At 70.0% G+C, this 20,106-nt stretch carries 21 protein-coding genes; 8 read left to right on the top strand and 13 right to left on the bottom strand.

Annotated elements, in window-relative coordinates; genetic code table 11:
• Positions 1 to 111 precede the first annotated feature (111 nt).
• Positions 112 to 699: an NADPH-dependent FMN reductase gene (locus tag ACIA5H_RS25405; protein ID WP_397077711.1), complete on the bottom strand. Its 588-nt coding sequence runs from the start codon at positions 697 to 699 to the stop codon at positions 112 to 114.
• Between the two features lie 299 nt (positions 700 to 998).
• Here ACIA5H_RS25405 and ACIA5H_RS25400 point away from each other — a divergent pair, with 299 nt between their 5' ends.
• A complete protein-coding gene (locus tag ACIA5H_RS25400) occupies positions 999 to 4,229 on the top strand; it encodes a BTAD domain-containing putative transcriptional regulator (RefSeq protein WP_397077709.1) in 3,231 nt (1,076 codons plus the stop codon).
• On the opposite strand, the gene ACIA5H_RS25395 is transcribed toward ACIA5H_RS25400, so the two are convergent.
• A complete protein-coding gene (locus ACIA5H_RS25395; protein ID WP_355080518.1) occupies positions 4,207 to 4,488 on the bottom strand; it encodes a hypothetical protein in 282 nt (93 codons plus the stop codon). The two genes, ACIA5H_RS25400 and ACIA5H_RS25395, sit on opposite strands and share 23 nt — an antisense overlap.
• Before the next feature lie 377 nt (positions 4,489 to 4,865).
• On the opposite strand from ACIA5H_RS25395, the gene ACIA5H_RS25390 reads away from it, so the two are divergent.
• Complete coding sequence (locus ACIA5H_RS25390; protein WP_355080477.1) at positions 4,866 to 5,021, top strand: hypothetical protein; 156 nt, start codon at positions 4,866 to 4,868, stop codon at positions 5,019 to 5,021.
• Positions 5,022 to 5,086: 65 nt separating this feature from the next.
• Here ACIA5H_RS25390 and ACIA5H_RS25385 read toward each other — a convergent pair whose 3' ends face one another.
• From ACIA5H_RS25385 to ACIA5H_RS25350, 8 genes are read right to left on the bottom strand one after another with little or no spacing between them, the layout of a single operon-like run.
• The gene (locus ACIA5H_RS25385; RefSeq protein WP_397077707.1) at positions 5,087 to 6,028 is read right to left on the bottom strand and encodes an ABC transporter substrate-binding protein; all 942 of its coding nucleotides are present in this window, start codon (positions 6,026 to 6,028) and stop codon (positions 5,087 to 5,089) included.
• Positions 6,029 to 6,060: 32 nt separating this feature from the next.
• Positions 6,061 to 6,768, bottom strand: a complete 708-nt coding sequence (locus tag ACIA5H_RS25380; protein WP_355080481.1) for a class II aldolase/adducin family protein — start codon at positions 6,766 to 6,768, stop codon at positions 6,061 to 6,063.
• A 14-nt stretch (positions 6,769 to 6,782) separates the two neighbouring features.
• The gene (locus tag ACIA5H_RS25375; RefSeq protein WP_397077704.1) at positions 6,783 to 7,952 is read right to left on the bottom strand and encodes an LLM class flavin-dependent oxidoreductase; all 1,170 of its coding nucleotides are present in this window, start codon (positions 7,950 to 7,952) and stop codon (positions 6,783 to 6,785) included.
• Complete coding sequence (locus ACIA5H_RS25370) at positions 7,949 to 9,049, bottom strand: LLM class flavin-dependent oxidoreductase (RefSeq protein ID WP_397077702.1); 1,101 nt, start codon at positions 9,047 to 9,049, stop codon at positions 7,949 to 7,951. The genes ACIA5H_RS25375 and ACIA5H_RS25370 overlap by 4 nt, the downstream gene beginning before the upstream one ends.
• Positions 9,046 to 10,071: an ABC transporter substrate-binding protein gene (locus ACIA5H_RS25365; protein WP_379252819.1), complete on the bottom strand. Its 1,026-nt coding sequence runs from the start codon at positions 10,069 to 10,071 to the stop codon at positions 9,046 to 9,048. Before ACIA5H_RS25365 ends, ACIA5H_RS25370 begins: the two co-directional genes overlap by 4 nt.
• Positions 10,068 to 10,847, bottom strand: a complete 780-nt coding sequence (locus ACIA5H_RS25360; protein ID WP_397077699.1) for an ABC transporter ATP-binding protein — start codon at positions 10,845 to 10,847, stop codon at positions 10,068 to 10,070. Before ACIA5H_RS25360 ends, ACIA5H_RS25365 begins: the two co-directional genes overlap by 4 nt.
• Positions 10,844 to 11,683, bottom strand: coding sequence for an ABC transporter permease (locus ACIA5H_RS25355; RefSeq protein WP_397077697.1), 840 nt, complete (start codon positions 11,681 to 11,683; stop codon positions 10,844 to 10,846). Before ACIA5H_RS25355 ends, ACIA5H_RS25360 begins: the two co-directional genes overlap by 4 nt.
• 1 nt (position 11,684) lies before the next feature.
• A complete protein-coding gene (locus ACIA5H_RS25350) occupies positions 11,685 to 12,719 on the bottom strand; it encodes an NrtA/SsuA/CpmA family ABC transporter substrate-binding protein (RefSeq protein WP_397077695.1) in 1,035 nt (344 codons plus the stop codon).
• A gap of 257 nt (positions 12,720 to 12,976) precedes the next feature.
• Between ACIA5H_RS25350 and ACIA5H_RS25345 the strand changes: the two genes are divergently transcribed.
• From ACIA5H_RS25345 to ACIA5H_RS25335, 3 genes are all read left to right on the top strand, one after another.
• Entirely contained in the window at positions 12,977 to 13,726 is a 750-nt protein-coding gene (locus ACIA5H_RS25345) for an IclR family transcriptional regulator (RefSeq protein WP_397077693.1), read from the top strand.
• 145 nt (positions 13,727 to 13,871) lie between these two features.
• On the top strand, positions 13,872 to 14,699 hold the full coding sequence (locus ACIA5H_RS25340) for an SAM-dependent methyltransferase (RefSeq protein WP_397077691.1): 828 nt from the start codon (positions 13,872 to 13,874) through the stop codon (positions 14,697 to 14,699).
• A 73-nt stretch (positions 14,700 to 14,772) separates the two neighbouring features.
• Positions 14,773 to 15,126, top strand: a complete 354-nt coding sequence (locus ACIA5H_RS25335) for a hypothetical protein (protein ID WP_397077689.1) — start codon at positions 14,773 to 14,775, stop codon at positions 15,124 to 15,126.
• On the opposite strand, the gene ACIA5H_RS25330 is transcribed toward ACIA5H_RS25335, so the two are convergent.
• Together ACIA5H_RS25330 and ACIA5H_RS25325 are read right to left on the bottom strand one after the other, a co-directional pair.
• On the bottom strand, positions 15,127 to 16,143 hold the full coding sequence (locus ACIA5H_RS25330) for an NADP-dependent oxidoreductase (RefSeq protein WP_397077686.1): 1,017 nt from the start codon (positions 16,141 to 16,143) through the stop codon (positions 15,127 to 15,129).
• Positions 16,144 to 16,152: 9 nt separating this feature from the next.
• Positions 16,153 to 16,338 (bottom strand): hypothetical protein, encoded by a 186-nt coding sequence (locus ACIA5H_RS25325; protein WP_397077684.1) that lies wholly within the window; start codon positions 16,336 to 16,338, stop codon positions 16,153 to 16,155.
• Between the two features lie 292 nt (positions 16,339 to 16,630).
• Here ACIA5H_RS25325 and ACIA5H_RS25320 point away from each other — a divergent pair, with 292 nt between their 5' ends.
• Entirely contained in the window at positions 16,631 to 17,437 is an 807-nt protein-coding gene (locus tag ACIA5H_RS25320) for an LLM class flavin-dependent oxidoreductase (protein WP_397077682.1), read from the top strand.
• 9 nt (positions 17,438 to 17,446) lie between these two features.
• Here ACIA5H_RS25320 and ACIA5H_RS25315 read toward each other — a convergent pair whose 3' ends face one another.
• Complete coding sequence (locus ACIA5H_RS25315; protein WP_397077755.1) at positions 17,447 to 18,052, bottom strand: LysE/ArgO family amino acid transporter; 606 nt, start codon at positions 18,050 to 18,052, stop codon at positions 17,447 to 17,449.
• A gap of 92 nt (positions 18,053 to 18,144) precedes the next feature.
• On the opposite strand from ACIA5H_RS25315, the gene ACIA5H_RS25310 reads away from it, so the two are divergent.
• Complete coding sequence (locus ACIA5H_RS25310; protein WP_355080505.1) at positions 18,145 to 19,026, top strand: LysR family transcriptional regulator ArgP; 882 nt, start codon at positions 18,145 to 18,147, stop codon at positions 19,024 to 19,026.
• 294 nt (positions 19,027 to 19,320) lie between these two features.
• Positions 19,321 to 20,070, top strand: a complete 750-nt coding sequence (locus ACIA5H_RS25305) for an LGFP repeat-containing protein (protein WP_397077680.1) — start codon at positions 19,321 to 19,323, stop codon at positions 20,068 to 20,070.
• Positions 20,071 to 20,106 lie beyond the last annotated feature (36 nt).

Below are 20,106 nucleotides of genomic sequence, written 5' to 3'. Positions count from 1 at the left end.
ACGCCGGGTGCGGCCCGGTGCCGCTGTCGACAACGACTCTGCTGGCCGCGCCTTACGGTTTGTTTACGGTCGGTCCGTCGTTTCGGGCGAACCGGTGTTCGAGGTTGCTTTCTACCGCACGAACGGCGTTTCGGCCCGCGCCTGGCGCAAGGCGCGGGCCCACCACATGAGCTGGTCCAGCGTGGCGTCGACGGTCTCGTCGAGTTCCGCGTCGCGGCGCGGCCAGCTGCCGTCGCTCGCGAAGCGCTGCCAGACCTTGGTCACGGTGACCGTGCGGCGGATGGGGACCGCGTTCAATTCGCCGAAGACGGGACGCAACTGGGCGGCGGCGTGACCGCCGTCGACGTCGCCGCCGTATCCCACCACCGTCACCGGTTTGCCGGCCCACTCCGCGTCGAACCAGTCGACGGCATTCTTCACCGCGGCCGGAAAGCTCCGGTTGTACTCCGGAGTGACCAGGACGAACGCGTCCGCGGCGGCCAGCCGTTCGCCGAGCGCGCGGACGGCGGGCGGCAGCGGCTCGTCGGGATCGGGTAATCGATCGGGCAACCCGGTCTCCGCGAGATCGATCCGGTCCACGTCGATATCGCGGCGGCGGCCCAGCCGCCCGGCGAACCACTCCGCCACCGTGGGGCCGAAGCGACCTGTGCGGGTGCTGCCCACGATCAGCGCCACCCGTACCCGCCGGGGTCCCCTCATCGCACGTCCCGCACCGGTGGCGCATCGGCTCCCGGCCTCGTGTGTCGATCGGCGTCGCCCGGTACCCGTCGCTGTCCGGGTACCGGGTGCGCCCTGCGGTCCCCGCGCGGTCTGTTCAGACAGGCAGACGCCTCCTCGATAGGACTCTCACCACCGCTGATTCGACGTGCGATAGTCGTGATGAGTGGCATGTCGTGCTTTCCTTCCACGAGTTCGGCCTTCGGCGTTCTCATCGTGGGCGCGCCACCTTCCGATTTGTTTGCGGTCGCCTTCCGCCGCCGCTCGCATAGGCTGCCCCAATGCGTTTCGGGGTGCTGGGTCCGTTGACGGTCTGGACGGATGCGGGCGCCGTAGTGCCGATTCCGGGGGCCAAGGTGCGGGCACTGCTGGCCGACCTGCTGGTCACGCCCGGCCAACCGGTATCGGGCGACCGGCTGATCGACGACATCTGGAGCGACGACCCGCCCGGCAATCCGGCGGGCACGCTGGCGGCGAAGGCCTCGCAACTGCGCAGGGCGTTGGAAGACGCCGAACCCGGCGGCCGGGACCTCGTGGTGTCCCCGCCGCCCGGGTATCGGCTGGCCGCCTCCGACACCGACGCGCAGGAGTTCCGCGCACTGGTGGCGTCCGCGCGAGCGACGACCGACACCGCCGAGCGGGCCCGGGCGCTCGCCGCGGCGGTCGCTCTCTGGCGCGGGCCCGCGTTCGCCGATTTCCGGGACGCGGCATTCGCCCAGCCCGCCATCGCGCAACTCGAAGAGCAGCGCTTGGTGGCGGTGGAGGAACTGGCGGAGGCGCGGCTGACGCTCGGCGAGTACCGCGAAGTGGCCGGAGAGCTCAGCGAAGTCGTGACGGCGCATCCGCTGCGCGAGCGGCTGCGCGCGGCCCACCTGCGCGCGTTGTACGGCGCGGGAAGGCAGGCCGAGGCGCTCGACGGTTACGAGGATCTGCGCAGGCACCTCGCCGACGAGCTCGGCATCGACCCGAGCCCGGAGCTGGTCGCGCTGCAGCGCGCGCTCCTGGCCCAGGATCTGCCGCAGGCCGCGCCGCCGGAGAGCGTGGTCGCCCGTCGGCGCAGCTCGAACATTCCGGCGCAGCGCACCGAGCTGATCGGCCGCGACAGCGACCTCGCGCAGTTGTGCGACGCCGTCGAGAACGCCAGGCTGGTCACGCTCACCGGGCCCGGCGGCGTGGGCAAGACGCGCTTGTCGCTCGCCGCCGCGGCGGTGCTGCCCCAGCGATTCGCCAACGGCACCTGGCTGGTGGAACTGGCCGCGCTGCAACCGACAGCGACCGATGCCGCCACGTTCCTCGCCGACGCCGTGGCCGGTGTGCTCGGCATCCGCGCCACCGACGGCGCCGACATCACCGCGTCGTTGTGCGAGGCGCTGGCCGAACAGGAACTGCTGCTCGTCCTGGACAACTGCGAGCACGTGGTGGATCGCGCCGCCGATCTGGCCGAGACGCTGCTCGGCGCGGCTCCCCGGCTGCGCATCCTGGCCACCAGCCGGGAACCGCTGCGGCTGCCCGGTGAGGACGTCGTCGCGCTGCAACCCCTCGATGTGCCCGCGCGGGACGCGGCGTTCGACGAGATCGCCCGAGCGGGAGCGGTGCGACTGTTCGTATCCCGAGCGCGCGCGGACGCCCGTGATTTCGCGCTCGACGCCGACACCGCCACGTCGGTCGCGACGCTGTGCCGCAGGCTCGACGGCATACCGCTGGCGTTGGAACTCGCCGCCACCCGAGTACGCGCGCTGGGCGTGCACGAGATCGTCGCCCGGCTCGACGACCGCTTCAAGCTGCTGGCCACCGGGCATCGCGGCGTGCCGCCGCGGCAGCAGACGCTGGCGGCGATGATCGACTGGAGCTGGGGACTGCTGGACGCGACCGAGCAGGCGGTGTTGCGCAGGCTCGCGGTGCACACGGGCGGCTGCACCCTGGCGGCCGCGGAGGCGGTGTGCTCGGCGGGCGCCGAGCCCGCGGTGGACGCGTCGCTCGTCGCCGACGTGATCGGCAGACTGGTCGACCGGTCGTTGGTGCACCCGGCGGGGCAGCGCTACCGCTTGCTGGAATCGGTGGCCGCGTTCAGCCTCGACCGGCTGGCCGATGCGGGCGAGTTCGACGCGGTGCACCTCGCCCACCATCGGTACCATCTGGGTCTGGCCGAGCGCGCCGAGCCCGAGCTGTACGGCGCCGACCAGCGTCGCTGGTTGCGTCGGCTGGACGACGAATCGGCCGATCTTCGCGCGGCGCTGGACGGTTTCGTTCGCGCGGGCGACGCGGATCAGGCCCTGCGGTTGGTGAACGCGCTCGCCTGGTACTGGCAGCTGCGTGGCAGGCCGACCGAGGCGCGGCGCTGGCTGGACGCCGCGCTGGCGCTCGGCGGCTCACCACGGCACCGGGCGCGAGCGCTGGCGTGGAGCGTCGGATTCGCGTTCCAGCAAGGCGATTTCGAGGACGGTTCGGCCAAGCGCGCCGCCGTGTTCGATCTGTACGACATGGTCGACGATCCGGCCGGGCGAGCGCGCGCGGAACTCTTCCTCGGCTTCTCCGCACTGGACTCCGGTGACGTGCAGGAGTTGGAAGCGCTGCTGCGCAAAGCCCTTCCGGTCTGCACCGATCTCGGCGACCGCTGGGGTGTGGCCGCCGCGCACGTCGCGCTGGCCAAGGCAGCCCACAATCGGGTCGATCTCCCGGCGCTGGAGCGGCACGCCCGCACGGCCGCCCGGCTGTTCGCCGAACTCGACGACCGCTGGGGCAGGCTCCAGGCCGCCGAATGGCTCGGCGGCCTGGCCGAACTCACCGGCGATCTGACCTCCGCCGCCGATATCCACGCCGAAGCACTCGGCTTGGCGCAGGAGCTGGAGCTGTGGGGGCAGGCGTGCACCCATCTGTGCTGGCTGGGCTGGATCGCCATGCAGCACACCGATTTCCGCCTGGCGCGGGCGCTCGGCGAACAGGCCCAGCGCATCGCGGCCGAACACGGGTACGAGCCGGGCCGGTTGTTCGCCGCGCTCGTGCTCGCTTTCACCGCGCGCCGCGACGGCCGAACCGATGCCGCCGAGCGAATTCTGCGCGAACTACTCGCCCTCCCGCTGGCCGCGGGTGAGGAGACGCCGCTGTTCCTGCCGATGCTGCAGGTCGAGCTGGGCTACATCCTGGAACAGCGCGGCGAACCGAGCGCCGCGTTCGACCTCTATCTGACCGCGTTCGACGGCGCGCAACGCATCGGCGCACCACGCGACACCGCCTTCGCCCTGGCCGCGCTCGCCTCGGCGCTCACCGAGCTGGGCCTGCCGGAGATCGCGGCACAGCTGCTCGGCTCGGCGGCGGCGGTGCGCGAGGCCAACGGCATCGCGCTGCTTCCGGCCGAACGCCCCGACATCGACGGTCCGGCGAACCGCGCCACCGTGGCGCTCGGCGAGCACGCCTTCACCGAGCTCCACGCCGCGGGAACGCGGTCGACTCCACTCGAGGCGCGCGACCTCGCGGCCCGCGCGGTTGGGGTCAGCCGACGATCGAGTTCATGATCGTGCCCGCGCTCGTGGCCACCGCGCCACCGGCCATCGCGCTGGCGACCATCTTCGGCGACTGCAGGGTGCCGCCGTTCCATTTCTCCCACGCGAACCTGCCCCCGCCGTAAGTGATCGCCGTGATGCCGGACAGCTGCACCAACCAGGTGAAGTAGCGGCCCATCTGCATCAGTTTGTCCGCCAGCGGCGGCTCTTCGGCGGTCGGATTATCGAATTGCTGCGCGATCACTGTGTCGTGCAGCGCGGCGAGAATCATGCTCACGTTCGTGCTCCTTTTCGCATGCCGAGGTGATGCCGGAGACAATTCGAGAGAAAGAGCTGCGCTACCGAGACGTTCGGCGCGCCACGGGCACTGCGAGGCCCACGGCCGCCGTTCCGGCGGTTCCGCGTCGTGATCGTATCCCGTTTGCCAGATGATTGCCGGAAAACGCGTGACAAGATCGATTAGACCGCATTGCGAAGGGGTGTTCCGCGCGACACACCGTCCTGCGCATGATTCAACTCACAGCCCTTCCCCGTGCCGGACAAAGCTGCGACCTCTAGGATTTCATTAGGTGCAGGGGCTGATATGACATCGGTGCAGTGCGGCGCCGAACCTTCCGCTGAGATCACCGTGACCGCGGGGAGGGCACAATGCACACCGCTTTCTTGATTCCACTGCTCATCACACTATTGATCGTCACGGCGACGGCCGTTGTGGCCGGTTACGCCACCGTCGTCGCAGCCTATTGGTTCGAGCTGCGCTCCACCGAAAGGCACGGCGGCCGTCCGGATATCTCGCCGCGCTGACCTTCCCGGACAGCCGAATGGGCCGGGGATCGCTGCGACACCCCGGCCCGCCCGTTTCCTCCGATTTACGCCGTTACGCCGGATTCCGCGCGCACCGTGTCGCCGATCCACGGCACGACCGCGTCGCGGACCCGCACCGTCCGCGGCAGCAGGCCGTTGGCGGCCAGCAGATCGGCCGCGTGCTGCTGTTCGTCCAGGAAGTCCTCGGAAACGGGTTCGACACCGAAGGGCCTGCCGCGCAGCGCGGCTTCCCACGCGTCCAGGCTCGCCGTCCCGCCGCGAGCCACCACGTCATCCACGAAGTACTGGGCGGCCGCGCGCGGGTTCTCCTTGATCCACGCGTCCGACTGTTGCAGAGCCGTGATGATCGCCGTCAGCGCCTCGCGGTTGCCTTCGGCGAAGTCCCGGCGGGTGAACCACAGCGAGGGGTGGCTGAACAGCGATTCGGTGTCCACGAGAGTGCGCAGGTCGGCGGCCGCCTCGACCGCGGCCAGACCCGGATACGCGCCGACCCACGCGTCGAGGTCGCCGCGCAGCAGAGCCGCGCCGCCGTCGTGCACGTCGACGTCCACCGGCTCGATGTCCTTCCAGGCCAGACCCGCCTGGTCCAGCGCGAACAGCGCGAGCGTGGTCTGCCAGGAACCGTGCGCGATGCCGACCCGCTTGCCCTTCAGATCCAGCACCGTCTCGATGCCGGAATCGGCCTTGGCGACCAGGCGGCCGTTCTCCACCCGGGGCCCGGAGATACCGACGTAGACGATGTCTCGGCCGTTGGCGAGCGCGGTCACCGGCGGCGTGAAGCCGGTGCCGATGAAGTCGTAGCCGCCGTCGAACAGATGATCCGAATGCAGCGACGGCAGTCCGCGCGCGGGGTCGACCGGAGCCGGGCGCGGCAGCTCGCGCAAGTCGACCCATTCCACGTCGGGCAGCAGGTTTTCCAAGATGCCACGGTGGCGCAGGACGAACAGGGAGTTGTTGTGCGGGAAGTAGCCGACACGAATGGTCATGATCGCTCCTCGATCTCGATGTGCGGGGCCGGTCAGATCAGGCCGCGGCGGCGCGCCTCGTCGGCGAGACCGGTGCGGCCCCACTGCACCGCGAGATTGGACGGGTCGAATTCGACGGAGCCGCCGAGAGTTTCGGCGATCGCCTGATATTGCGCGCCCTCCTCCAGCAGCACCACGAACTTCGCCAGCTCCAGCAGTCCCGAGCGTCCGATGACGTTCGCGCCGCCGTTGGCCTCGAAGATCGCGACCAGATCCGGGTCGTCGACCAGCTTGGACAGGATGAAATCGCCCGCGCCGATGCTGCGATCGATGTGCGGCGGAACGGCCCGGGACAGGGTCAGCCGCTGCGCGGCCGCGTAGCGGATCGGCAGTGTGCGATGGGTCTGCGCCCATCCACCGAGCCACGGTGTGTGGATGTGCACCACGGAGGTGATCTCCGGATGCGCGCGGAACACCTTCGCGTACCCGGTGACGAATCCCGCGGAGCCGGTGCCGGACAGCACCTCGCCGTCGAAGGTGGCGACCACCGGCGCGACGGTGCGGTCATCGGCCCACGGGCCCGGTTCGTTCAGGGCGACGGCGATCTCCTCGCCGGGCACTCGCTCCACGAAATTGACGGTGCCGTTGCCCGCGACGGTGCCGGTCTCCCGGAACACCCGGAATGCCTTCTCGGCGTCGCGAACAGCGGCGGCGACGAAAGCGGTGACGGACTCCGGCAACCGGGTCTCGGTGGTGGTCATGGTCTCTCCTGAATCTATCGAGCGGGGGAAAGGGATGCCGCGGCGGCGGACGCGGTGAGCCGGGATCGGCCGAGCAGCGGGAGCACCTCTTCGCCGACGCGGTAGGCCTCCTCGAGATGCGGGTTGCCCGCGAGGATGAACGCGTCGACGCCGAGATCGATCAGCTCGTCGAGCCGCTGCGCCACCTGTTCGTAACTGCCGACCAGGCCGAACGCGGGACCGCCCCGGATCAGGCTGAATCCGCACCAGACGTTGGGTTGGACCTCGAGGTCCCGGTAGCCGGTGATGGTCTCGGGCACCCAGCCCTGGATGCGGGCGGCCCCGACCGAATCGCCCTTGGCGGCGCGCTCGGCCGCGCCACGGTCGACGAAAGCCCAGCCCTTCTCGATCTCCGCCCAGGCCGCTTCCTCGGTGTGCCGGGCCAGGACGTCGATGCGGACGGCGAATTTCGGCGTACGACCGATGGTTTCGGCGTTCGCGCGCACGCCGTCGAACTTGGCGCGCAGATCGGCGAACGGCTCCAGCCAGGACAGGTAGTAGTCGGCGTGTCTGCCCGCGGCGTGCACCGCGGCGGCGGACGATCCCGAGAAGTACACCTCGGGGAAAGGCTGACTGGCGATGCCCGGCGCGAGCGCCGCACCCTCGGTGCGGAAGAAGCGGCCGTCGTAGTCGTAGGGCTCGCCGTCCCAGACGCCGCGCAGCACGTCGAGGAATTCGCTGGTGCGGGCGTAGCGGTCGTCGTGGGCGACCTTGTCGCCCCACCACAGCTGGGCGGGACCACCGCCGCCGCTGATGATGTTGTAGACCAACCGGCCGCCGGTCGCGCGCTGCAGGCTCGCCGACATCCGCGCGGCCTGCACCGGATGCAGGAAGCCGGGCTGGAAGGCGACCATGAACCGGTAGGTGGTGGTCTCCCTGGCCAGGGCCGCCGCGACCGCCCACGGGTCGTCGGTCACGGGGAACGACGGCAGCAGGCCGCCGAGGAATCCGGCCGATTCGGAAGCCTTCGCGACCGCGGCCATGTGGTCGATGTAGCCGTAGCCGTCGAGCGCGCCGTCGCGGATGGCCGGTGCGATATTCCCCGGCCCGTAACCGTTGGCGTGGCCGCGGTTGTAGCGGCGCGGCGTACGCAGCGACGCGTGGTCGCCTTCCATGCCGATGCGCCAGTAGATGTCGATGGTCATGCGGTTGCCTCCTGCGCGGTCAGCGTGCGGCCGGCCGGGTCGGCGAGGAACAACAGGTGTTCGCCCACGCGGTGCAGTTCCTCGATATGCGGGTGTCCCGAGAGCACCACGCTGTCGACGCCCGCCGTCACATAGGACGAAAGACGGTGCGCTACCTGCTCATAGCTGCCCACGAGGCCGATGTTCGCGGCGTATCCGAGTTCGGCGAACCCCGCCCAGCGGCCGTCGCCCAGATCGTGTTGCCGCGCGCCGGTGCCGTCCGGGCGCACCTCGCGCCACTGACGTTCGACGCGGGCCCACGCCTCGTCCTCGGTTTCCCGCGCGACGACCGGCAGCTCCAGTCCGGCGCGCACCGCGCGTCCCGCCGCCGTCGCGCGTTCGCGCAGGGCGGCGATCGCGGTATCCACGCCCGCCGCGGTCTCGGTGAAGACGTGCACGTCCCCGTGCTGGGCCGACAGTTCGAGCGCCGCCGCGGAATCGCCGGACAAGTAGACGGTCGGGAACGGCAGCCCGGAGAGGATGCCGCGGAAACCGCCGTCGATCACGTCGTAGTACGTGCCTTCGTAGTGGAATCCGGTACCGGCGAACCCCGCCGACGGCACCGGAGCGTCGTTCCATACGCCACGGGCGACGGTCAGGAACTCCGCGGCCCTGGCGTAGCGGTCGTCACCGGTGACGCGGTCACCGCGTGCTCGCGTGTCGTCGGGATCGGTGTCCAGGGCCAGCTGCCAGGCCAGCCGACCACCCGAAATGCGTTGCAGGGTGGCCGACATCTTCGCGGCATAGACCGGAGTGCCGAAAGCGGGCTGGAATTCGACGACGACGCGCGAGTACCGCGTGCCGCGCAGGGCGCCGCCCGCCACGATCCACGATTCCTCGCCGTGCGGATCGTAGGGCGCGAGCACGCCGTCCAGCCCGGCCAATTCGGCGGCGTCGACGATCTGGCCGAGGTCGTCGAACGGACCGAACCGCCCCGGCCGCAGGTCGGTCACCGGCGTCACCGGCGCGGGCCCGCCGAAACCGCCGCGGTTGCGTCGATCTGGGCGGGCGTGGCGGCCGTCTCCACGGGAAGGCAAGCGCCACAGGAACTCCGTCATGCGGGGACCTTCCCGGACTCGACGATCTCCCTGGCCCGGGCCAGCGGCTCGGGCGCGACCCAGGAATCCAGGTCGAAGTCGGCGGCGAGGAATCCATGCGTGTAGAGGAATTGCTTCTGCACGCCGATCAGCTCGATCCGCTCGTCCGACAACGAGGGGTGCAGATCCCGGTGGAAGTTCTCGCCGTACGCCGCGACGACCCCCTCCGGACCGGACAGTGTTTCCCGCTGGAGCACGTCCCGCACTCCACTCAGATCGCCCGCGGCCCAGTCCGCCGCGCGCAGGCTCTGCGCGAGGAACTCGACGACCACCTCCGGACGCGCCTGGAGTAGCTCCTCGTGCACGGTGATGGGGCGTGGCGTGCCGTTGTTGACCCGGAAGCGTTTGGCCTCGGTGGCGTCCAGGTCCACCGCGACGCGCAGGCCGTGCTCCCTGGCGACCTCTTGCGCCCGGGCCCCCTTGACATAGATGGCGTCCACCTCGCCGCGCAGCAACTCCTCGACGCCCCAGGTGACCACGCGGCGATTCGCCTGGACCTCCGTGCGCACCTGCGGGTTCCGCTCGACGCCGATCTCGGTCACGCGGACGTCGGCGAGGGTATGTCCACCGAGACGCAGCGCGTTCGCGAAACCGTGCAAGGCCATCGCGCGGGGGAAGCTGCGCGGCTGGTCCCGCGCCCACGCCGGGACGCCGATGCGCAGACCGGCCAGCTCGGCGGGGCCCGCGACGGTGGATTCCGGACCGACCAGAATGGCTTGCGCCTCATCGATCCAGGTCAGTCCGATCAACCGGGTCGGCGAGCCCTGGGCGCGCGCCGCCAGGGCCGGAACGTTGCCGCCCTCGCGGATCAGCCCGGACAGGTCGTGCAGGAAATGGTGGCCGGCCAATTCCGGCCCGGCGTCCTGCAGGACGCCGAACTCGAGCCCGGCCCTGGTGGCGGCGTCGCCGAGCCAGCCGAGGCTGTGCGCGAGCCCGCTCGCGGTGGGCACCGGGCAGCGGGTGTACCAGAGGGTGTCGGTCATGAGGCACTCCTTGGAGCGGACGTGGTGCTACCCACGCCGAGCTGACTGAGGAAAAGTGATCGGTAGTGCAGGGTTTCGGGGTCGGCGCGGTCGCGCGGACGGGCCACGTCGATGTCGACGTCCACGGCGAAGCGCCCTTTGTCCAGGATCAGTACCCGGTCGGCCAGACGGATCGCCTCGTCGACGTCGTGGGTCACCATGAGCACCGCGGGACGGTGCCGGGCCACCAGATCGCCCACCAGATCCTGCATCTGCAGGCGGGTCAGCGCGTCCAGCGCCGCGAACGGCTCGTCGAGCAGCAGCAGTTCCGGTTCGCGAACCAGGGCGCGTGCCAGCGCCGCGCGCTGCGCCTCGCCGCCGGAGAGCGTGGCGGGCCATTGCCTGGCTTTGCCGTCGAGGTTGACCTCGGCCAGTGCGCGTAACCCGGCTTCGCGGTTGTGCCGGGAACGCCGCTGTCCGACGATCACGTTCGCCAGCACCCGTTTCGAGGGGATCAGCCGCGGCTCCTGGTAGACGGTGGTGCGCCGCGCCGGGACGAGCACCTGTCCCGCGTCCGGCGCCTCCAGTCCGGTGAGCAGGCGCAGCAGCGTGGTCTTGCCGGTGCCGCTGGGCCCGAGCAGGACGACGAACTCGCCGCGCCGGATGGTGAGGTCGACGCCGTCGAGCACGGTCTTGGCGCCGAACGACTTACGCAGGCCGGTGATCGAGACGGCGACCGGCTCCTCCCCGGCGGGTGCGGTGACCACCTCGGCTCCGGGTTCGGTAATGGTGGTCATCGGATCGCCACCTGTCCGCGCCATGGCATAGCGAAGCGCTCCGCCAGCCGCACCAACCCGTCGAAGACCAGGCCGAGCAGTGCGTACAACACCACGCACAGCACCATGTAGTCGGTGCGGTTGTACTCCTGGGCCAAGGTGACCAGGTAGCCGACGCCCTCCTTGGTGCCGACCTGCTCGGCCGCGATGAGACCGGTGATGCTGATCGACAGGCACACGCGCAGCGCCATCAGCACGCCGGGCAGCGCTGAGGGGAGGATGACCTCCAGCACCAGCCGCGGCCCGATCAGCCCGAAACTGCGGGCGGCCTCGACCATCTTGCGATCGACGTTGCGCACGCCGAGGTAGGTGTAGGCGTACATCGGCGCGACCGTCGCTACGGCGATGAGCAGCACCTTGTACAGCTCGTCGATGCCGAACCAGGCGATGAACAGCGGCACCAGCGCAAGGAACGGCACCGCGCGCAGGATCTGCATGGTCGAATCGACCAGTTCCTCACCGAGACCGGACAACCCGGAGACCAACCCCAGCGCCAGCCCGATGGCCACGCCGATCCCGACGCCGAACGCGGCGCGGGTGAACGACGCCACCGCGAAGTCGAACAACTGGCCGGTGCCGAGCAGTTCGGTGAACGCCGTCCACACCGCGGGCGGTCCCGCCAGCACGCGCTCGGAGATCGCTCCGCTCGCGGAACCCGCCCACCAAGCTGCCACGATCACTGCCGGGAGCAGGAACCGCAGCGGCACGGAAAACCATGCGGGCCTGCGCTTGCCGACGCGCGTGCGGGGCGGGGCGAGTTCGGGGGCCCCCAGCCCGGCCGCCACGACGACCGCCATCTCAGCTGCCCGCCTTCACCGATGCCAGCTGCTCGGGCGTCAGCTTCGACTTCAGGTCGTAGAAGATATCGGCGGCGGTGATCTTGCGGGTGACGACGCCGTTGTCGAAGAAGGTGTTCACCACGTCGGCCAGCGCGGTGGCGTCGGTCTCGTTCGGCAGGTGCGGCACGGTGGCCTCCGCCCCCACCCGGTAGGCGTCCGACAGCCGCTGGCCCGACAGGGCGCGCGGGCCGGTCTTCTCGAAGACGTTCTCGAACTCGGCGGGGTTGGCGCGCTGCTTCGCCGTGAGGTCCTGCAGCACTTCGAGGTATTTCGCCGCGATGTCCGGACGCTGATCGAGCACCTCGGTGCGGAACACCACCACCGAGTTGTCGTTGGAGCCGATGCTCTTCTCCGTGGCGATCTCGACGCCGCCGTTGGCCTTGGCCTCCTGGTAGGGCACCAGGAACGACGACCAGCCGTCCACCTTGCCGGTCGCGAACGCCGAGGCGGCGTCCTTCTGCTGCAACGGAACCCTGGTCACCTTGTCGGCCGGGACGCCTGCCTGCGCGAGCGCCTTGAGCAGGATGTATTCGCCCTTGGCCGCCGGGTTCACCGCCACGCGTCTGCCGACCAGCTCGGCGACCGAGTGCACGCCCGATTCCGGAGTGACGATGATGCCGCTCTGATCCTTGCCCGCTGGATCCTGTACCGCGACGATCCGCACGCCGACGTCCTTGGACAGCGCGCCGACGACAGGGCTGAACGCCGCGCCGGAGACGTCGAGTTCCTTGGTGTTGAACAACTTCAGGTTGGAGCTGAAGCCGGGGGTGATGCTGACCCACTCGATCTTCGCGCCGAGTGGTGCCAGCGCGGCGTCGAAGGTGCCGTCGCGCTTGCCGACCGCCAGCGGCCCGGAATTCCCCGGGTCGGCGACCTTGAGCACGAAGGAAGCGCCTGCGCCGGTGTCGCGGTCGGTGTCCGAACCACACGCGGCGACGAGTGCGACTAGGGGAACGATCGCCAGCGCGATGCGCATGAGGGCTTGCCGCCACATCGTGAGGACTCCTTGTCCGAATCGTCGATCAATGCTCTCGGAGAGTAGGGACGGCAGCGCGGGGTCACGAGGTAATGCTTTCCGTAGATCGGAAAGCTTGACATATCGAGCTCTCTGTACTGCCCGGACTTAATGCGACTGTGAATGTGGATCGGACCGTGCCAACGCCGATCGGTCCACGCTGCTCGCACTAGAGTTTTCCAAATAACGGAAAGAGCAAACTCTCTGGTCCGCATGCTTGTGTTACCGTCACACTCGTGGAACCCTCCGGCGTGCAGACCGTCACCCGCGCCCTCTCCGTGCTGGACTGCTTCCGTGACGGCCGGGAGCGCGGCGTCTCGGAGGTCGCGCGGCAACAGGGTCTGGCGGTCAGCACCACGCACCGGCTGCTGACCACGCTGGTACAGGTGGGTTTTCTGGAGAAGAACGCCGAATCCAGTCGATACCGCATGGGCGGCGCGCTGGCCGAGTGGGGGCAGATCGCCTACCGCCAGCACCGGATCTACCTCGCCGAACCGTATCTGGAGCAGCTCGCGGGCACCACCGGGGCAAGCTGCTCGGTCGCCACCCGCCACGGCATCCACGCCGTGCTGCTCGGCACCAGCCGGTGGCGGGAGACCGACGGGCACAAACTGCAGGGCGTGCGGCTGCCCCTGCACGCCAGCGCGCTCGGCAAGGCCCTGCTCGCCTGGTCCGAGGCCACCGACGAGCAGTTACGCGAACTCCCCTACGACGAGGGCACCGAGCGCTCGGTATCCGGCCCCGGTGAACTGCGCGCCGAGCTGGTCACCACGCGGGAGCGCGGATACGCCTACAACGACGAGGAACTCGATCCGGGCTTCCGCACCATCGGCCTGCCCATCCTCGATCCGGCGGGCCGCTGCCGGTTCGCACTCGGTCTGCGCGGCCCCACGACACTGATGATTCCCGAACGGGTGCCGTTCTTCGTCGAACTCGCGAAGGTCACCGCCCAGGAGATCGCGGCCAGATTCGCCGCCGCCGACTGACTCTCCGGAAACGGACCAATCGGCCGAATTACCGCGCATTGTGGACGCGTCACCCTATTCTTGACGCGTAATTCATAGCGCGAGGTCGCCTTTGGAGGCGACAGGGGTGCGGCGCCGGTCCTGCGTCGCCGGGAAAGGAGTCGCCATGCCGGACGGTCACGCGCAAGTGCGCGCCGGATCGTCGACCAAGCTCGACACGAGCCTCCCCCATGAGGCACGGGTGTACGACTACTGGCTCGGGGGCAAGGACAACTACCCCGCCGACCGCGCCCTCGGCGACACGGTCGCCATGCACATCCCCGGTATCCGCGACATGGCCCGCGCCAACCGCGCGTTCCTCGGCCGGGCCGTGCGCCATCTAGCCTGCGAGGCGGGCATCGATCAGTTCCTCGACATCGGCCCCGGTCTCCCCACCGCGGGCAACACGCACGAGGTGGCCCAACACACCGATCCGGCCGCGCGCGTGGTCTATGTCGACAACGATCCGCTCGTGCTCGCTCACGCCAGAGCGCTGATGGCGAGCACGCCGCAGGGCAGGATCGCCTTCCTGGACGCGGATCTGCGCGATCCGAGCGCCATCCTGGACGCACCCGCCTTGGCCGATACCTTCGACCAGGACCGGCCCATCGCGATCCTGCTGGTCGCGGTCATGATGTTCTTCCGCGACAGCGACGACCCGTACGGTGTCGTCGCCCGGCTGCTGGACGCGGCCCCGTCCGGCAGCTATCTGGTGCTCACCCACTTCACCGGCGATTTCGACCCGCGCCCGATGGCGCGCGCGGCGGCAGCCGCTCAGCAGGCCGGCATCGCGTTCCAGCCGCGCAGCCACGCGGAGACCGAATCCTTCTTCGTCGGAACGGAACTCGTCGAGCCGGGAATCGTTCCGGTGGACGCGTGGCGCCCGGACACGGATGCCGCTCCGGCCGCGACGCGGTCCGCCTGGTACCTGGCCGGCGTCGGACGCAAACCCTGAGCGGCGTTTGAGCCGCCGCCGTTCGGCAATCACGTCGGAGGAACCGGCGGCCAGGGACGGCGAGGTGGTGAACATGGTCGAAGACTTCGAGAAACGCTGGCGCGATCCGCGCGGGTTCCGGCGCGCCGCGACCTACGTCGCTTCGGTGCTCGCCACCGCCGCGCTGGTCTTCCTGCTGGCCGTGCTGTGGGCCGCGCAGCGCGAGTGCGCGAACGCGGACAACCTGCTGTGCGATACCGCCGCGCAGGTCGCCGTGGTGCTCGGGCCGTCGGTGGTGCTGCTGATCGGCGGCATCGGCGCCTTCGTCGAAACCTACGTGCAGTGGCGCCGCGGCCGGACCTGGCCCATCTGGCAGGGCGCGGGCTGGTTCCTGTTCGTGCTGATGGTGGTCTACCTCGGGATCGGCGGCGGCGCGGTGGCGAGCTGATCAGTCGGCGACCCGCACCACCAGCTTGCCGAAGTTGCGGCCCTCCAGCATGCCGATGAACGCCTCGGGTGCGGCGCCCAAGCCGGACACGACGTCCTCGCGGTACCGCACGCGTCCGGCGGCGACCCACTCGCCCATCTCGCGCAAGAATTCCGGATACAGCTCACGGACGAATTCGCTCTGGATGAACCCGCGCACCGTGAGGCTCTTGGTCAGGATCCGGCTGTAGTAGGCGGGCAGCCGGTCCGGGCCCTCCGTGGCGCCGGTGGCGTTGTAGTTTGCGATCAGCCCGCAGACGGGCACACGCGCGTAGGTGTTCAGCAGCGGGTACACCGCGTCCGCCACCGCGCCGCCGACATTCTCGAAATAGACATCGATGCCGTCGGGGACCGCCGCCGCGAGCTGCTCGGCGAAATCGGGAGCGCGGTGGTCGAGTGCGACATCGAATCCGAGTTCGTTCAGATATTCGACCTTGCGCGGGCCGCCCGCGATCCCCACCGTGCGGGCGCCGTCGATCTTCGCGATCTGGCCGACGGCCGAGCCCACCGGTCCGGTGGCCGCGGCGACCACGAGCGTCTCGCCCGGCTGGAGTCTGCCGATCTTGCGCAGTCCGGCGTAGGCGGTGAAGCCGGGCATGCCGAGCACGCCGAGGGCGGTCGAGACCGGAACCTTGCCGGGGTCGAGCTTGCGCACGCCGCGCGCCGGGACGACGTCATGGGACTGCCAACCCGAATACGCCAGCACCACATCGCCTTTCGTCAGCGACGGGTCGCGGGATTCGACCACTTCGGCCACGGTCGCGCCGACCATTACCGCGCCGATCTCGACCGGGTCGGCGTAGGACTTCGCCGAACTCATCCGGCCCCGCATGTACGGGTCGAGCGACAGGTACAGGGTGCGCAGCAGAACTTCGCCCTCGCCCGGAGCGGGGAGTTCCGCGGTCTCGGTCCGGAAATTCTCCTCGGTGGGCGCACCCACCGGCCGGGAAGCAAGCACGATTCGCGTCGACTCGACCATGCGCCCACCCTAGCCGCGAGCGCGGGCGCCACCCGCCCATGTCCGTTCGTGTCCGACGACCACCGCCGCAGCGATTCCGGCCGGAGGAAGAAGCCGCCGTTCGCCTCCGGTCTCCGGCTCCAGATCCAGCGCCGGTCGCCGGAGGAAGAAGGCAACCGCGTCGGCGAGGTCCGCGCCGCGCTCGAGCGCGGTCATGCCGCTACGCCCGCGACCACGCCCCGGGCTACGGTCCCGACCGCTGGTCGATGCGCTGCTCCCGCGGGTCCGATCGATCCGGAATTTCGCGCGGACCACGCTGCTCGCCGACTCGCATCAGCCGGTCCGCGACATACGGTCGGCCCACGTCATCCGTGCCCGCCCGCGGCCCGCACCGGAGGCGATCGCCGAAATTCGCTACGCGGCAGCCGAATCGATGTGAGCGTCCGGGATATCGACTCGAGCGAGCGGAACATTGGCTCGGACGCGAGGTGTTCGTAGCGTCGGAAGCATGGCCTTGGAAATCGGCATCATCCTGCCCACCTCGACGCCGGACCCCGCGAAACCCATCCTCGGCGACGTGCGAGCCGCCGCTCGTCTGGCCGAAGCGAGCGGCCTCGACTCGGTATGGTCCACCGATCATCTCGTGGCCAGCGCGCCGATCCTGGACAGCACCGTGGTGCTGGCCACCGCCGCCGCCGCGACCGATCGCATCCGCATCGGGTACGGCGTGATGCTGCTGGCCTTGCGGCCGGTCGCCTGGGCCGCGAAGCAGATCGCCGCGCTGCAGTACGTCTCCGGTGACCGGCTGATCCTCGGTGTCGGCACCGGCAACCCGGCGCACGGGGATGTCGGGTGGCGTGCCGCGGGGGCGTCCTTCGCCGAGCGCGGCCGCCGCACGGACGAGGCGCTGAGTCTGCTGCCCGATCTGGTCGCCGGGCGGCCGGTCGTCCTTCCGGACGGCACCGAGGTCGCCTTGGCGCCAGGTGCGACCATGCCGCCGGTGCTCGTCGCGGGCGACGCCGAACGGGCGCGGCGGCGCGCCGCCGCCTATGCCGAAGGCTGGGTCGCCATCGGACTCGAGCCGAGCGAGATCGGCGCGCACGTAGCCGAATTGTCCGCACTCGCTGCGGAATACGGCCGTCCGCCGCTCACTGTGACGGTCGTCGCGCCCCCGCTGGCCACCGATCCCGGTCAGGCCGCCGAGCAACTGTCCGCCTACGCGGAGGCGGGCGCGGCGCGCGTCGTGCTCGCCCTTCCTGGCCCGGAGTGGCAGGCCGGCTACGAGTTCGCCGCGAAGATCAAGGAGCAGTTGTGAGCGCGGCCTTCACCCGATGCACAACAGTCCCAGCCCGAGGACGAGCAGCACCGCCGCGATCACCGAATCCAGCACGCGCCACGCGCGCGGACGGGCGAACAGCGGGCCGAGCAGGCGCGCGCCGAAGCCCAGTGCGGTGAACCACAGCACGCTGGCCAGCATCGCCCCCGCGCCGAGGAACCAGCGATCCGGGCTCGCGTACGTGCTGGCGAGGGAGCCGAGCAGCACCACGGTGTCCAGGTAGACGTGCGGGTTGAGCCAGGTCAGCGCGAGGGAGGTGACCACCGTCGCGCCGAGCGCCGCGGTGGTCCGCCCGGATTCGGCGCTCAGCGCGGCGGAGCCGAACGCCCGCCGGGCCGCCAGCAGCGCATAGCCGATCAGGAACGCCGCCCCGGCGTAACGCGCCACCACGAGCACCCCCGGGGCCGACTGCACGACCACGCCGAACCCGCCGACCCCGGCCGCGATCAGCACGATGTCGGACACCGCGCACACCGTCACCACCGCCAGTACGTGCCTGCCACTGATCCCTTGCCGCAGCACGAACGCATTCTGCGCACCGATCGCCACGATCAACGACAGGCCGAAGCCCAAACCGGACACGGCCGCCACCATCGCCGAGGAAACGCTCACGTCCAGCGACGCTAAGGCCGCGGATCATACCCAGACAAGCTAAAGATTCTTATCGATCATTACGCTTCCTTAATATGGATCTCCAGCTCGACCAGCTCCGCGCACTCGACGCCGTGATCACCGAGGGGACTTTCGACGCCGCGGCCCGACGGCTGAGTGTCACGCCGTCGGCGATCAGTCAGCGGATCAAGGCGCTGGAGGACGCCGCGGGCCGGATTCTCGTGCAGCGCACGAAACCGGTGCGCGCCACCGAATCGGGGCTGGCCGTCCTGCGCTTGGCCAGGCAGATCCAGTTGTTGACGGGCGATACCGCACGCGAACTCGGCGGCGAACCCTCCGACGGTCCGATCCGGGTGCCCATCGCGGTCAACGCCGATTCCCTGGAGACCTGGGTGCTGCCCGCGCTGGCCCGCGCACCGCGCGGCGTGTGCTTCGAGATCCATCGCGAGGACGAGGAACACACCACGCGTCTGCTGCGCGACGGCACCGTGATGGCGGCGATCACCTCGACCGCCCAGCCGGTGCAGGGCTGCAAGGTCGATCGACTCGGAGCGATTCGCTACCGGCCGATGGCGAGTCCGGAATTCGCCGCCAGCTGGTTCGCCGACGGGGCGACGGCGAAGTCCTACGCCGCGGCTCCGGTCGTGCTGTTCGACCGCAAAGACGACCTGCAGGATCGCCTGCTGCGCAGGCGCGGTCGCAAACCGCTGAATCCGCCACGCCACTATGTGCCTTCGTCCACCGGATTCGCCGAGGCGGTCCGGCTCGGGCTCGGCTGGGGCATGCTCCCCGATCTGCAGACCCGCGACGGCCGAGCCGACGGCCGCTTGGTCTCGATCGATCCCGGCGTCGTCATCGATGTCCCGCTGTACTGGCAGCAGTGGCGTCTGGACTCCCCCGCCCTCGGTGCGGTCGCCGCGACCATCGCCGCCGAGGCGGCGAACGTCCTCCGCTGAAATCGGACTTACCCCTTGCCCGGCAACATGTTCCGTTCATGACACCGCCGAGGCAGGGTGCGAGCACCCTGCCCCGGCGGCACCGTATCCGACCGTGGGCACGGTAGCACCGCCAGTTTGTTCGAAGCCCAAGACGAGTTGGATGGCCGCCGACCACCGCACCGCACGACACCGGGGCATTCGAGTACCTCGTATCGCTCCGCATCGCGACCCGGCGAGGTAACTTGATCTCCGCACGCCGACCGAAAGCTTCAGCTCCATCCCGCACCCACCCGAGATGCACAGGAGTTCACTTTGGCACGGCACCGTCGCCCGAACCACTCGCGCGCCCGCGGCGCGCTCGCCATCGTCGCCGCGCTCGGCATCCTGCTCGCAGGCATCCTCCCCGATGCGGCGGCGCGCCCGATCGGCCCCTACGACGTGGGCGGGGCGATCGAAGCGGAGTACGACGAGGCCGGTGGGCCCGCGTTTTTCGGCGACCCCGTCACACCCGAGGACTCCGCCGCGCGCGGCGGCCGCTACCAAGCGTTCGAGCGCGGCTCGTCCATCTACTGGCACCCCGACACCGGCGCCCGTCAGGTCGGTGGCGCCATCCGCGACAAATGGGGCAATCTCGGTTACGAGGGCGGAGCGCTCGGCTACCCCGTGGCGCGGGAGGTGGCGACACCATCGAAGCCGGGAAGCTACAGCGTCTTTCAGAACGGGTCGATCTATTGGTCGCTCGGCACCGCCGCGCATCAGATCGGCGGCGTGATCCGCGACAAGTGGGGTTCCTTCGGCTGGGAGAGCAGTCCGCTCGGGTTCCCCATCACCGACGAATCCCCCGCCCGCGCGGGCAACGGCCGCTACAACCTGTTCGGCGGCGGCGCCATCTATTACGCCCCGCGCACCGGCGCCCATGTCGTCTGGGGATCCATCCGCGAGAACTGGGAGGCCGCGGGGGGCGAAGCCGGGCGTTACGGCTACCCCACCAGCGACGAGTACGACTTCGAGAACGGGAAAGCCCAGGACTTCGAGGGCGGCCGCCTCACATGGACGCCCTGATCGATCACCCCGGAACGCGCGGCGCACATCAACCGA

This window comes from Nocardia sp. NPDC051900, from assembly GCF_044452545.1.
Lineage (GTDB): Bacteria > Actinomycetota > Actinomycetes > Mycobacteriales > Mycobacteriaceae > Nocardia > Nocardia sichangensis.
This window is presented reverse-complemented; position numbering and strand designations above follow the sequence as displayed.